The sequence below is a fragment of the Falsigemmobacter faecalis genome (assembly GCF_003863335.1).
GTDB lineage: Bacteria > Pseudomonadota > Alphaproteobacteria > Rhodobacterales > Rhodobacteraceae > Wagnerdoeblera > Wagnerdoeblera faecalis.
In genome coordinates this window covers 1-13460 of record NZ_RRAZ01000006.1, presented here as the reverse complement: position 1 = coordinate 13460, position 13460 = coordinate 1, and the positions used below count along the sequence as shown (strand labels likewise).

Sequence of the window (13460 nt, the reverse complement as noted above, 5' to 3'; positions counted from 1 at the left end):
GTTGTTGCCTGCGCCGCCCGGCGCAGGAGGGGCGGAAGGTCATTTCTGTTGTCTGGAGAGTTTAGATGAAATCACGATTCGCAGTCCTCGCCCTGACCCTGGCGACGCTGGCACCCGTTGCGGGGCTGGCACAGAGTGTAGCCCCGGTGGCAGTGCCGCCTCCGCCCCCGGTAATGCCTGGCGCCTTTCTTGGTGCGGGGGCCGCGGGCACCACGCTTACGGTGGTGGGGCTCGTGACCGCTGTCACCCTTGCCACCGTCCTGACCGACAACAGTTCGACAGGTTCGACACGCTGACCCTGACCGGATAAGGTTCGGGGCCGGCACGCTGTCGGCCCTGTGATCCGGAGTGCCGAATGCCTGCTTTTCTGCCCAAGCCCCTGCGAAAGCCGTTCACAATCGCATATGAGGCCTGGACACTGATGACAGACCGCCATGTCGGTCTGATCGCAGCAGGTGTCGCGTTCTTCGCGATTTTTGCTGTCTTTCCGGCCATTGCGGCGGTGGTTGCGATCTGGGCGCTGTTCTCGGATCCGCTGGTCGTTGCGAAATATATGGCAGAGCTGTCCGATTTCCTGCCGGGTGAGGCGTTCAACATCCTCAACGATCAGGTCATGGGGGTGGCAACCGCGGCCACGAATACACTGGGCTGGACAACCTTTGTCAGCCTTTGCGTGGCGCTGTGGTCTGTGCGGGCAGGGGTTTCTGCGCTGGTGCAGGGCATCAATGCGGCCTTCGGGCTGCCCAACCGGGGCGGGCTGGGGCACCAGCTGGTGGCGCTGGTGCTGACGCTGATGCTGGTGGCGACGGCACTGACGGCGGTGGCGGCAGAGATCGTGGTACCACTCGTGCTGCAGTTCGCGCCGCTGGGAGCCTTTGAGCCGCTGCTCTATCAACTGGCCCGTCTGCCTGTTGCGCCGGTGGCGACGGTGATCGGCATCGGGATGATCTACAGATATGGTCCGAATATGGCCTGGCCCAAACCGTCCCTCTTCTCAATCGGGCAGATCGTGGCGGTGGTTCTCTGGCTTGCCGCCTCAAAGGGCTTCACGCTCTATCTGACCAATTTTGCCAATTATAACAAAGTCTACGGCTCTATCGGGGCGGTGATTGCACTGCTGATGTGGCTTTATCTCAGCGCCTATTCCGTGCTGATGGGCGCGGCGGTGAACGCCGTCATCCAGGAGAACCGCCGCAAAGCGCGCGCGGAGGCCGAGGCCCCCGCCGCGCCGGCGTTGCCGCCTCAGTAATCGCGCTCGTAGTGGATGCCGAGGCCGGTGTTGCCATCGGCCGTGGCCCGCCCGCGCACGGTGACGGATTTCGACAGATCGAGGTTGATCGAGACCTCGCTCTGTCCGTCGCTGTCGAGCTTCAGATCCACATAGACGTTTTCACTCAGATACTTGCCGGCCCGCACCGCCGCCGCACCGTTTTCGCTGGCGGAGACGTCAAAGTCATCGAGCCCGAAGTTCCTGCGCAGGCTGTCGACGATCCCCGCCCCACCCTTGCCACTCAGCGTGGCCACCGCAGAGGCCAGCTGCGCCGCCTGCAAAGGCGTCAGCGAAGTCAGCCCGCGGCCAAACAGCAGCCGCGCCACCACTTCTTCCTGCGGCAGCTCCGGCGAAGAGGCAAAGGTGATCTCGGGCTGATCGGCGGGGCCGTCGATAATCACGCTCGCAGTGCCGTCCACGGTGTCGGTATTGGCGACAAGGCGGATGCGCGGCACCATGCTGCCCTCCATCTGCAGGGTGCCTTCGGCAAAGCTGAACCTTTTGCCCAGCAGATCCAGCCGTCCGCGGATCAGATCCAGCCCGCCTGATGGGACGACATTGGCCGTGGTTCCGGAAATCCGGAAGCTGCCGCCGAGTTCCGCATCAAGGCCGCGGCCACGGATAAAGACCTGATTTTCCGCCAGAATAAAGAGGTTCAGCCCATAGACCGGCCCGCCGCCGCCCGCGCCACTGCCGGAGCCGTTGGTGCCGTCGCCCAGAAGGCCCGCCCGCGCCCGGGTCGCACGGACCCCGGCCGGTTCATAAACATGGCGCATCTCGGGAATGGCAGCCGAACTGCCCAGACCCGTCGAGGGGATGCGAAGTTCGGTCTCTTCCAGACGGATGCGGCCCGAGATCATCGCGCCGCCGGCCAGGGGGCCGCTGATCTCAACCCGGCCGCTGGCCATGGTCTCATAGAGCTGCGGATCGCGCAGGCCAAGGCGTTCGAGAACCACGGCCAGGTTGCCCTGGAAGGGCGCGCTGAGCGTGATCGGACCGCTGAGCGCCACGCTGCCCCCGGCGTCCGAACGGCCCGAGAGGGTCACCTCGGCGCGACCGCCGGAAAGGTTGACCGTCCCCTGAAGCCCGGAAAAGCCCATCGCCGGGTTGGCAATCGTCATCCGCCCGTCCGACAGGCTAACGCGACCCGAGAGCGAAGAAAGCGCCGGAGCGCCGTTCAGCGCCAGATCCAGCCGCAGCGGCCCGCGCAGCGCGACCCCGCCGGTGAAGGCATTGGCCAGCGCCGCATCCGCCGATCCGGTGATCCGCAGCGCCGAATTGGCAAAATTCAGCCCCGACGTGCCCGCAACGCTCAGATCAATGCCGCCCGGACCGCGGGCTTTCACATCCAGCGTCAGGGTGCCGTCGCGTTCGGTCACATCGCCCTGCAGCGTCAGCGCACCGGGGACGCCCGCGACCAGCAGCGCCAGATCATTCAGACGCGCCTGAAGGCCCAGCAGCCTGCGGTCGCCCTCCTGGCGGGCATTGCCGCTGGCGGAGAGCTGCGGGTTTTGCAGATCAAGCTTGTCGAGGCGCAGGACACCCGCCGTGCGGCTGCCCGCAGCGGAAAGCCGGGTGGTGCCGCGCAGCAGGCGGTCCGCCTCGGGCTGGCCGAGGGCGATCTCTCCGGCCTCGGCCTCAATGGTGGCCGTTTCGGTGCCGCTGGCCAGCGCATAGGTCAGATTGCCCGCGACCCGCCCGCGATAGGGCCCGCCCGCGCGGCTCAGATCCTGGACGTTGAAGCGCGCGCGCAGATCGCGGCTCTCCATTCCGGCGAAACCGCTGACGCCCGCATTCCAGGTCTGGCCCGTCAGCGCCGCCTGGCGCAGCGTCACCACGCCGTCCAGCAGATGGCCGTCGATATCAAGCGCGGTGGTGCCGCGCAGGAAGCCATCGGCCTCAGCGATACCGGTCTTCAGATCGGTGCCGCTGCCCTTCAGCGTCAGGTTCAGATCGTTGTCGAGCGCCTTGCCCTTCAGCGTGGCATCGGCCGACAGACTGCCGCCATAAGACGGCCCCATCACCGCGAGGTCCGTAAAATCGAGCCGCGCCGTCAGATCCGGCCCGGTGGAGCGGATCCAGCCCTGGCCCTGCACCCGCAGGCTTTGCCCGCGCAGATCGAGCGCGCGGATCTGCGTGCCCTCCGGCCCCCGCGCGGCATCAAGCGAGACGAGGCTTTGCCCGCGCAAAAGGCCGTCCACTTCGGCAAGGCCGATGGTCAGATCGCTGCCATCAACGCTGAGTTGCCCGTCAAAAGCACCCGAAAGCGGCTTCAGACTGCCCGACCAGCCCAGCGTGCCCTTGCCCGAGGTCGCGCGACCGGCCAGCACCGAGATGCGGCCGAGATCCTGCAGCACCGCGCCGATGCGGCCGGTGATTTCCGGCTCTCCGCTGTCGGTGGCCACTGCAAAGGTGCCCTCGGCGCTGTAATCCTCGCCCTCCAGCTTCAGATCGCTGATCTGCAGCGGCGCGCCGCTTTGCCAGTCAAAGCGCGTCTGCCCGATCACCCGGGCCCCGACCGCCTGATCAAGACCCTCATCGGTCATCTTCAGCCCGGCGCTGTCAAAGCTCAGGCTGCCGTCGGCCATGGGGCGGGCATCGGCGCTGCGGCCGATGCGGCCCTTGCCCTCAAGGCTCAGGGCGTCGGCGGTGAGAGCGGGCGTGTTGAGGCCCGTCACGCTGCCCACAAGGCTCCAGCCGTCATTGCCCTGATCGCCGGCAAAGCCAAGGCGCAGCTTGGCGGCGATGACTTCGACCGGATCGCCGCTCAGGGGCAGGCGCACGGGCTGGCCGTCTGCGGCAGAAAGATCAAGGTTCAGATCAAAGGCATTGGGCATGCCATCGGCGGCGATATCGGCGGTGCCGCTGAGGCGCAGGGCGGCGGCCTCCAGGCGCAGCTCGCTCAGGTTGAGGGCCCCTGTCGCGGACTGGCTGCCCTCGGCCTTCAGGGAGACATCGGGGCCGAAGAAATCGTGGTAATCCGGCAGGAAAAGCGGCGTGACATCGCCCTTCAGATCAAGGCCAAAGCCTTTCGCCCCGGCTTTTTCCGAGGCCAGCCGGACGGTGCCTGCAACACGCTCCTGCCCGTCAGAGCGCAGGGCCACATTGGCGGTGAAATTCTCAATCCGGCCCTGACCTTTTACGGCAAGATCAAGGGCGGGCTCTCCGGGCAGGCCGATCATACGCGCCGCGATGCCGCCCTGCGGCTCCTGGAGCGAAAGATCAAGGCGCAGCTCGCGCGAGGAATTGACGAAGCCGCCTTCGAGCACCAATGCGCCGGCGGTGCCATCGGTGCGCTTCAGCTCAAGGCGCGCATTGCCCTCGCCGTCGCCCAGATTGGCGCCGCCATCGAGGCGGGCGGTGATCTCTTCGCCCAGAATGGTCGGGCCAAGGGTGATCTTTTCCGCCGTGATCTGACCGATCTGCACCGAGACCGGCAGATCCGGCAGCGAGAAGGGCGCAGCCTCCGGGCTGGGCAGATCTTCCCCGGCATTGGGCAGACGCTCCAGCGTGATCTCAGCCGCCGTCAGCGCATTCACGGACACCCGCCCCCCGAACAGCGCCGAGCGGTTCCAGTCCAAAAGCACATCCGTCAGGCGCAGCCAGACGCCTTCATCGTCGGCGATGGTCAGACTGGTCATCCGGGCGCGCGAGGACAGCGCGCCCTGAAAGCCCTCAATCCGGACCTCACGGCCCGCGCCGGAGAGATTGTCCTCCAACAGGCCCGACAGGAAGGTCCGGTCATCTTCCTGAGCGAAAGCGACAGCCGGGGTCAGGCAAAGAAGAAAAGCAGCGGTATAGCGCATCAGAAAGCCTGCCCGATCCCAAGGTAAAATTGTGCGCCTTTGGCCTTACGCCCGCCCACCGGGGCAGCGATATCCAGACGCAGCGGCCCGACCGGCGTGGCGTAGCGCAGACCAAGGCCCGCACCGGCATGCCAGTCCTCCAGCGGTGCCGCCGAGAAGGCGCGATCCGAGACATGGCCGTAATCGGCAAAAGCCACCACGCCGATCTTTTCGGTCACCTTCGTGCGCAGCTCCAGCGAGGCTGAGGCAAAGCGGGTGCCGCCCGATTCAACGCCGCTGCCCAGATCGACGCCCAGCGAGCGGAATTCATGCCCGCGCACCGTGCCGCCGCCGCCCGACCAGAAAAGGTAATCCGAGGGCGTCTCCAGCAGATCGGCCCCGGCGATGATGCCGCCCTGCAGCCGCGCGGCCACCACCACGCGCTCACCGATCTGGCGGTAGCCGCGCGCGTCGATCTTGGCCCGCAGACCCGAATCCGTGGCCCCGAGACCCGCGAAGGGCATGACGGTCGCATCGATCCAGAAGCCCTTTTTCGGGTCGAAGGCATTGTCGCGCCGATCCCAGGTCAGCCCCACAGGCAGCGAGATATTGCGGTAGCGCCGCTCTCCCAGGCTGTCGACGGTGCGGGTATAGCCGTAGTTCAGATCGGCGCGGCCCGTCAGGCTGCGGGAAAAGATATGCGACAGGCCAAAGCCGCCGGTGAAATTGTCGATCCGGGCATCGCTGTCCTGCACCCGCTCAATCCCAAGGGTCAGGCGCGCGGTGGTATCGGGGGTGAAACTCGCAGGCCGCTCCAGCGAGAGGCCGAGTTTGTAATCGGGGCCTGCGTCTTTCGCACCGATCCGGCTGACTTCGCCGTCGATGCGCAGCCGCTCGGCCCCGCCCATAAGGTTGCGGTGCATCCAGAAGGCGCTGATGGCCGCGCCCTCAGTCGAGGTGAGTTCCGCCCCAAAGCCCAGACGGCGGCGCGGCAGATCTGAGACCGTTGCCGTGATATCCAGCGTATTGCCCGGGCCGAGGGTATCGGCCTCAACCAGCGAGACCGAGCGGAAGACCCCGGTGCGGCGCAGACGGTCCGCGGCTTTCGCCAGTTCTTCGGGGGAATAGCGCCCGCCCTCGGTCAGACCGGCGATCTTGTAAAGCCGCCCCTCGCGCATGGCTGTCCGGCCCCGGAAGCTCAGCTTGCCAAAGGTCACCACCGGCCCTTCGGTCAGGCGGATCCGGGCATTCAGCAGCCGGTCTTTGTGGTTCGCCGTCACCTCTTCGCCCGCGATACGGGCCTTGGCATGGCCACCGTCGCGCCAGTGATCAATCGCAGCTTCAGCCGCCTGACGGATCACACCCGAGCGCGCGGTCTCGCCTGCGGCAAACCCCTCAGGCAGTTCGGTGCCGCCACGCAGCGGGGCGACCTCAGCCACACCAAAGGTGAAAGCGGGGCCCGGCGTCACGCGGATCGAGACCTTACCAATCGTCTTTGGCGCATTCAGCGGGGCGATGGCCGAGGCTTCGCGGCCATCAATCAGAATATTGATCGTGCCGGAGTAATAGCCTTCGGCATAAAGCATGCCGAGGATGCGGGCGTAATCCGAGCGGGCGGCGGCGAAAATCTCCTGCGCGTCGCGGCGCTCGTCGGTGTAAGCGCTCTGCGTCAGCGAGGTGTTGCGGATACTTTCCGTCAGCTCTTCCGGCGCGCCGGAGACGACAAATTCCACCGGCTCCAGCGTATGGGCGGGAAGCGCTGCAACAATCAGCGGCAGAGCCGCGAGACCAGAAATTTGCCAGAACCGTCGCACACTACATCTCCCCGGAGCCCGGTCTGACCCTGCCACGAAAAGCGGCAGTCCGGCAATGGAGGGAGGAATGAAAAACCGGGGAAGTGTGGCTTCCCCGGTTCAACTTTTTCAAAGGGCTGAGGCCTGCTTCCCTCAGAAGGTGAGCAGACGCTCGCCGCCTGCGTCGCGGATCGAAGTCGGCAGGCCGATTTTGTTCAGAAGGTTGAGGAAGGGCTTGGGATCAAGCTCTTCGACGTTCTTCATCGCGCCCACGTCCCAGGTGCCGTCCGCGACCAGCATGGCGGCTGCAACCGGCGGCACGCCAGCGGTATAGCTGATGCCCTGGCTGCCGACTTCCAGATAGGCTTCCTTGTGGTCGGCGACGTTGTAGATCATCACCTCAGCCGGATTGCCGTCTTTGTCTTTGCCCTTCACCAGGGTCGCGATGCAGGTCTTGCCGGTGTAATCGGGCGCAAGCGAGGCCGGATCGGGCAGCACGGCCTTGACCACTTTCAGCGGGATCACTTCCAGACCTTCGGCGGTTTTCACCGGCTTCTCGGACAGAAGGCCAAGGTTTTTCAGCACGGTAAAGACGTTGATATAGTGATCGCCAAAGCCCATCCAGAAGCGCACATCGGCTTTCGGGTAATTGGCCGACAGCGAATGCACTTCGTCGTGGCCGGTCAGATAGGCCTTCTGATCGCCGACAACCGGCATGTCCCAGGTCTGGCCGACCTCGAACATTTTGTTCTCCTGCCACTGCTGGTTCTGCCAGGAGTAGACGGTGCCGGTGAACTCACGGAAGTTAATCTCCGGGTCGAAATTGGTCGAGAACCAGCGGCCATGCGATCCGGCGTTGATATCGATGATATCGATCGACTCCGGCTCGGCGACATAATCGTCGATCGCAAGTTTCGCATAGGCGTTCACAACGCCCGGATCGAAGCCCACGCCCAGAATGGCGGTGACGCCCGCTTTGGCCGCAGCCTCACGGCGCTTCCATTCGTAGTTGCCATACCACGGCGGGATCTCACAGATCTTCGCCGGATCTTCGTGGATCGCGGTGTCCATATAGGCCACACCGGCCTCGATGCAGGCATCGAGGATCGGCATGTTCACGAAGGCCTGAGCCACGTTGATGACGATTTCTGCGCCGGTCTCACGGATGAGAGCGACGACATTGGCACTGTCACGGGCGTCGAGGGCATGGGCCTTCAGAACGCCGTCTACCTTCAGACTGCCTTTTTCCCGCACAGATGCGATGATCTGTTCGCACTTCGCGGCCGTGCGCGAAGCAATGTGAATGTCGCCCAGGACATCATTGTTTTGTGCAGCCTTATGAGCCACGACCTGAGCCACGCCACCGGCGCCGATGATAAGGACGTTCCGTTTCATTCTACCCATGCACCCCCAGAGGTTTGTTGATCTTACGAAAGGGCCGCGACGAATTCGTCGTAGCCGAAAGAGCGTTCAACTTTCACGCTGCCGTCGAGTTCCCGAACGGCAATCGCAGGCATTTTCACGCCGTTGAACCAGTTTTTCTTCACCATGGTATAACCGGCGGCGTCCTGAATGGACAGGCGGTCCCCGGCTTTGAGCGGCTTATCAAAGCGGAACTCACCGAAAATATCGCCTGCGAGACAGGATTTACCGCAGATCATCCACTCATGATCGCCCTCATTGGGCTCAACTTTGGCCTGCTGACGATAGATCAGCAGATCCAGCATATGCGCCTCGATCGAGCTGTCGACGATGGCCAGGTTTTTGCCATTGTGCAGCGTGTCGAGAACCGAGACCTCAAGGGTCGCCGATTTGGTGATCGCGGCCTCACCCGGCTCCAGGTAAACCTGGACCTGATTTTCATCCGAGAAGCGCTTCAGGCGGTCGGCCAGCTTTTGCAGCGGATAGCCTTCGCCGGTGAAGTGAATGCCGCCACCCAGCGAGATCCATTTCATATCGCGGATCAGAAAGCCGAATCGTTGTTCGATATGGCCGAGCATGGCGTCAAAGCGGTCAAAATCGGCGTTCTCACAATTGTTGTGGAACATGAAGCCCGAGATCTGATCCATCACCTTGGCGATGTCTTCGGGGTTATGCTCACCCAGACGCGAGAAGGGACGCGCGGGATCGGCCAGATCGAAATCTGAGGTCGAGACACCAGGGTTCACGCGCAGACCACGGGTGTGGTTTTTCGACTGCGCGTCAAAACGGGTCAGCTGACCGATGGTATTGAAGATGATCTTATCCGACGAAGCCAGAACCTCATCGATCTCATCATCGGCATAGGCCACGGAATAGGCGTGGGTTTCGCCGGGGAATTTCTCACGGCCGAGTTTCACCTCATAGAGCGAGGAGGAGGTGGTGCCGTCCATATATTGCGACATGAAGTCAAACACCGACCAGGTCGCAAAACATTTCAGCGCCAGAAGCGACTTTGCCCCGGACTGCTCGCGCAGCCAGGCAATTTTTTCCATGTTCGGCAGCAGCCGGGATTTGTCGATCAGGTAGCAGGGGGTAGGAAGCATGGCGGGCCCTTCCGGCGACAGGGGTCAGAAGTGCGCGGGCGTGCGCGAGGGGGCTGTAGCGGGTTTATGCCCGCGCCTCAACTGCATTTGGGGTTTTTGGATGCAAAGACAAGGGGCAGGCGCGGCGGGGCTCAGCCCGTCCGCGCCTCCAGCTTCAGGCTGCGCAGCGCAAGCAGGGCCGTGGTCAAAAGCATGAGGCTCAGCACCGCCAGAGCTTCAAAACCCATGTTTTCCAGCATGATCGCCCCGATCATCGGCGCCATGGCCCCGGCAAACAGGGTGGGCATCAGGATCTTTCCGGCGTTGGAGCCATAGTTTTCCGGCCCCATCACATCGGCGATCAGACCGGGGCGCAGGATCGTCATGGCGCCGAATGCCGCACCCTGGCAGGCGACATAGATCACCGCAAAGACCAGCCCCGCAGAGGCGGCCACCAGAGCGCCAGAGGCGAGAAGCATCAGGCTCAGCAGCACCATGACGCCGCGATGATTGCTGACCCGGTGGCCCCCCCACATCAGCCCGAGCCGCGACAGCACCTGCGCCGGGCCAAGGCAGGCCCCCATGGTGACCGCCATGGCGGTGCTGAAGCCCTTGGCGACCAGGATCGGCACGATATAGGTGACGATCATCCAATGGTTCATGCTGCAGCTGGCCGATACGAGGATCAGCAGGATCATGGCGCGGCGGCTGCTTTGCGCGGGCGGGGCCTCTTCGGTGCCGCCTGAACTGCCGCTCTGCGGCGGCGGGGCATCGCGGCGGATCCTCCGCGTGGCATAAAGGTTCAGCGGCACCACCAGCAGCACCGTCAGCACGGCAGCCCAAAGCGTGGCCATGCGCCAGCCAGGGCCATTGCCCAGTGCCGCATAGGTCGGAAAAGCGACCGTTGAGGCAAAGCCCGCCACCAGGGTCACCCGGATGATCGCCGCGCGGGCGGAGGGGCCAAGGCGGCGGATCAGGAAGGCAAAGCCCACCTCATAAAAGCAAAGCGCCTGAGCCACCCCGATCACCGCCCAGGCGGCGATCCAGTGCCAGGCTTCGGTGACAAAGGCCAGGGCCGCCAGGGCCGCGGCCCCCAGCACGGGGCCGAAAAGCAGCATCTCAGGGCCGCGACCCTGATCGACCTGCCGCCCGCAGAACGGGGCCATCAGTGCTGCGATCAGCTGCGCCAGCATGGGGCCTGCGGCCAGCAGCACCTTGGACCAGCCCGGATCGTCCACCCAAAAGAGGATCAGCCCGGAATAGTTATAATAAATCGTGCTGTAGATCAGCGTCATGCTGGCGGCGAGCGCCCAGACGGCGGGACCGCGCGCAAGGCGGTCCCGGATGCTGATATCTTCGCTCACAATGTGTAAAGATCCGAGAATTTGGCCTCAAGATAAGCGAGAAGCGGGGCCTCATCCGGGGCAAAGCCGCAGGCGTGGCGGAGGGTCTCAACGGGTGTGCGCAAAGCACCATGACGGCGCAGCCCGTCCCGGAGCCAGGCGGTCGCCGGTGCGGCGCTGCCCTGCGCGAGAGAGGCGTCAAGCTGTGGCACCTCCTGGCGCAGCGCCTGATGCAGGCAGCCTGCATAGACATTGCCAAGGCTATAGGTCGGAAAATAACCAAAGAGCCCGCAGGACCAATGCACATCCTGCAGCATCCCCAGCGAGGGCCGGGGCACCTCCACGCCGAAATCGGCTTTGAAGCGGTCGTTCCAGGCGGCCTCAAGATCGGCGGGGGCGAGATCCCCGGCGATCAGCGCGCGCTCCAGATCAAAGCGCAGCATGATATGCAGGTTGTAATGCAGCTCATCGGCTTCGGTGCGGATGAAGCCGGGGCTTACCCGGTTGACCGCGCGGTAGAAGTCACGCGCCGTGCCGATGTTCAGCGTCATCTCCTGCGAGAGCCGCGCGAAAAGCCAGGAGGTCCAGGCCTCTGAGCGGCCGAGCTGGTTCTCGCAGATGCGGCTCTGGCTTTCATGCACCCCCATGGAGGCGCCTTTGCCAATGGCCGTCAGGGTGTAATGCGCATCAACCTGCTGCTCATAAGCGCCGTGGCCGGTCTCATGGATGGTCGAATAAAAGCAGTTCAGCGGATCGCGCTCATCCACACGTGTGGTGATCCGCACATCCTGGCCCGAGCCTGAGGAGAAGGGATGCACCGCCAGATCAAGACGCCCGCGGTTGAAATCATAGCCAAAGGCCTCTGCCATCTCCCGCGAGAGGCGCAGCTGCATCTCAGCCGGGAAATGCCCCGCCAGGGCCTCCGGGGCAGGGCGGTCAAGCACGCGCTCGCGCAGCGCCACCAGACGCGGGCGCATCCGATCAAACATGGCAGCGAGATCGGCAGATTTCGCACCAGGCTCATAATCATCAAGCAGCGCGTCATAAAGATCGCCGCCCGCAGCGAGGCAGGCGGCCTCTTCGCGCTTTAACCGGATCATCTCAGAGAGCGTGGGCAGAAAGGCTTTGACGTCATCCGCCGCCCGCGCCGCCACCCAGATGCCCTGGGCCCGGCTGCTGAGGGCCGCAAGGCTGCGCGCCAGGCTTTCGGGGATTTTCACCTCGCGCTCATAGCTGTGGCGGATCTCGCGGATCTGCGCGGCCTCGGCCTCCGTCGCGGGGGAGGCGGCGTCGAGCAGGTCTTTCAGCCGCGGATCGGTGCGGCGGGCGTGCAAAAGCCCCTCAAGTGCCGAGATTTCCTCTGCGCGCTGGTCCGCCGCGCCGGGGGGCATGACGGTTTCCTGATCCCAGCCCAGACGGCCCGAGATCTGCGAAAGCGCCTCAGTATCGCGCTGAAAGGCGAAAAGTTCAGCCGTAGCGGTCGTGCTCATGCGGTGCCCTTTGCGATGGAGCCGGCGAGGGGGAATTGCGCCAGATGGCGGGCGCGCAGGATCAGCACCCAAAGGATCACGGCCCCGATCTGATGGGTCAGCGCGGTATGCAGATGCGCCATGGTCAGAACGGTGACGATGCCCAGAACCATCTGCCCAAAGAGCATCACCAGCACCCAGTCAAAGGCGCGGCGCGTGGCGAGATGCGGCGATTTACGCCCGCGCAGCCAGACCACCAGGCCAAAGACCATCAGCAGATAGCCCGACATGCGGTGCATGAACTGCACCAGACCTTCATTTTCAAAGAAAGCCCGCCAGGTGGCGCCGCCATCGGGGACATAAAGCGCGTTGGCGGGGAAAAACTCGCCATTCATCGAAGGCCAGGTCGGGAAGGCGCGGCCCGCATCAATGCCCGCGACCAACGCGCCCAGCAGGATCTGCAGGAAGGCGAAATGCATCAGACCCGTGGACATTTTAAAGAGTTTCACCTCGCGCCCGCGGCGCGCCTTCATCAGATCGGCCTCCGAGCGGCCCAGCAGATAGATATAGCTGGCAATGAAGCCCAGGATCACAAAGGCCAGACCCAGATGGGTCGCGAGACGATAAGAGGCCACGCGGATCATCTCACCCGTGAGGCCGGAGGCCACCATCCACCAGCCGATCGCGCCCTGCAGACCGCCAAGCGCGCCGATGAACAGCAGACGCCCGGTCCAGCCGGTCGGGATCCGTTTGCTCAGCAGGAAGAAGCCAAAGCCAAGCGCCCAGATCAGCCCGACCAGGCGGCCCAGCTGGCGATGGCCCCATTCCCACCAATAGATGAACTGAAAGTCCGACAGGCTCATGCCCTGATTGGCGAGCAGATATTGCGGCGTGGCGCGGTATTTCTCAAATTCCAGCGCCCAGTCGGCGGCCGTCATCGGCGGCAGCGCCCCGGTGACAGGACGCCATTCGGTGATCGAAAGCCCCGAGCCGGTCAGCCGCGTGGCACCGCCCACGACGATCATCGCAAAGACCAGCAGAAACAGCACCCCGAGCCAGATCCGGATCGCGCCGCGTGCGCCCTTGGGCGTGCGCTCGATCATGCCGCCGCCGGTGCCTGCGCTTTGCGAGCGCGTGCCCTCGACATCTTCGAAAATGCTGCGTTTTTTTGCCATTGCCGGCCCCTGTGTTCGATCGGCTCACCCTAGTCAGGGTCACAAGGGGCTTCAAGGCCGCGCGAGAGGGTCGGAAGCCGGGGGCTGAAATGCAAAACACCCTCTCAGCGGTGCTGAGAGG

9 protein-coding genes are annotated in these 13460 nt (G+C 64.3%); 2 read left to right on the top strand and 7 right to left on the bottom strand.

Annotated features, from left to right (window positions below):
* Nucleotides 1-65: 65 nt before the first annotated feature.
* Together EG244_RS05165 and EG244_RS05160 are read left to right on the top strand one after the other, a co-directional pair.
* Nucleotides 66-296 carry a hypothetical protein gene (locus EG244_RS05165; RefSeq protein ID WP_124963949.1) on the top strand — a complete coding sequence of 77 codons (231 nt, stop codon included), beginning with the start codon at nt 66-68 and terminating at the stop codon, nt 294-296.
* A gap of 59 nt (nt 297-355) precedes the next feature.
* A complete protein-coding gene (locus EG244_RS05160) occupies nt 356-1249 on the top strand; it encodes a YihY/virulence factor BrkB family protein (RefSeq protein ID WP_124963948.1) in 894 nt (297 codons plus the stop codon).
* Here the strand turns inward: EG244_RS05160 and EG244_RS05155 are convergent.
* The 7 genes from EG244_RS05155 to ctaA form a co-directional block, all read right to left on the bottom strand.
* Nucleotides 1243-5076, bottom strand: a complete 3834-nt coding sequence (locus tag EG244_RS05155) for a translocation/assembly module TamB domain-containing protein (protein ID WP_124963947.1) — start codon at nt 5074-5076, stop codon at nt 1243-1245. The two genes, EG244_RS05160 and EG244_RS05155, sit on opposite strands and share 7 nt — an antisense overlap.
* A complete protein-coding gene (locus EG244_RS05150; RefSeq protein ID WP_124963946.1) occupies nt 5076-6869 on the bottom strand; it encodes an autotransporter assembly complex protein TamA in 1794 nt (597 codons plus the stop codon). Before EG244_RS05150 ends, EG244_RS05155 begins: the two co-directional genes overlap by 1 nt.
* Nucleotides 6870-7001: 132 nt before the next feature.
* Nucleotides 7002-8243 (bottom strand): saccharopine dehydrogenase family protein, encoded by a 1242-nt coding sequence (locus EG244_RS05145; protein ID WP_124963945.1) that lies wholly within the window; start codon nt 8241-8243, stop codon nt 7002-7004.
* Nucleotides 8244-8275: 32 nt separating this feature from the next.
* Nucleotides 8276-9373, bottom strand: a complete 1098-nt coding sequence (gene nspC, locus EG244_RS05140; RefSeq protein WP_124963944.1) for a carboxynorspermidine decarboxylase — start codon at nt 9371-9373, stop codon at nt 8276-8278.
* 131 nt (nt 9374-9504) lie between these two features.
* Nucleotides 9505-10716 carry an MFS transporter gene (locus EG244_RS05135; RefSeq protein ID WP_124963943.1) on the bottom strand — a complete coding sequence of 404 codons (1212 nt, stop codon included), beginning with the start codon at nt 10714-10716 and terminating at the stop codon, nt 9505-9507.
* Nucleotides 10713-12185: a carboxypeptidase M32 gene (locus tag EG244_RS05130; protein WP_124963942.1), complete on the bottom strand. Its 1473-nt coding sequence runs from the start codon at nt 12183-12185 to the stop codon at nt 10713-10715. The genes EG244_RS05135 and EG244_RS05130 overlap by 4 nt, the downstream gene beginning before the upstream one ends.
* Nucleotides 12182-13339 carry a heme A synthase gene (gene ctaA / locus EG244_RS05125; protein ID WP_124963941.1) on the bottom strand — a complete coding sequence of 386 codons (1158 nt, stop codon included), beginning with the start codon at nt 13337-13339 and terminating at the stop codon, nt 12182-12184. The genes EG244_RS05130 and ctaA overlap by 4 nt, the downstream gene beginning before the upstream one ends.
* Nucleotides 13340-13460 lie beyond the last annotated feature (121 nt).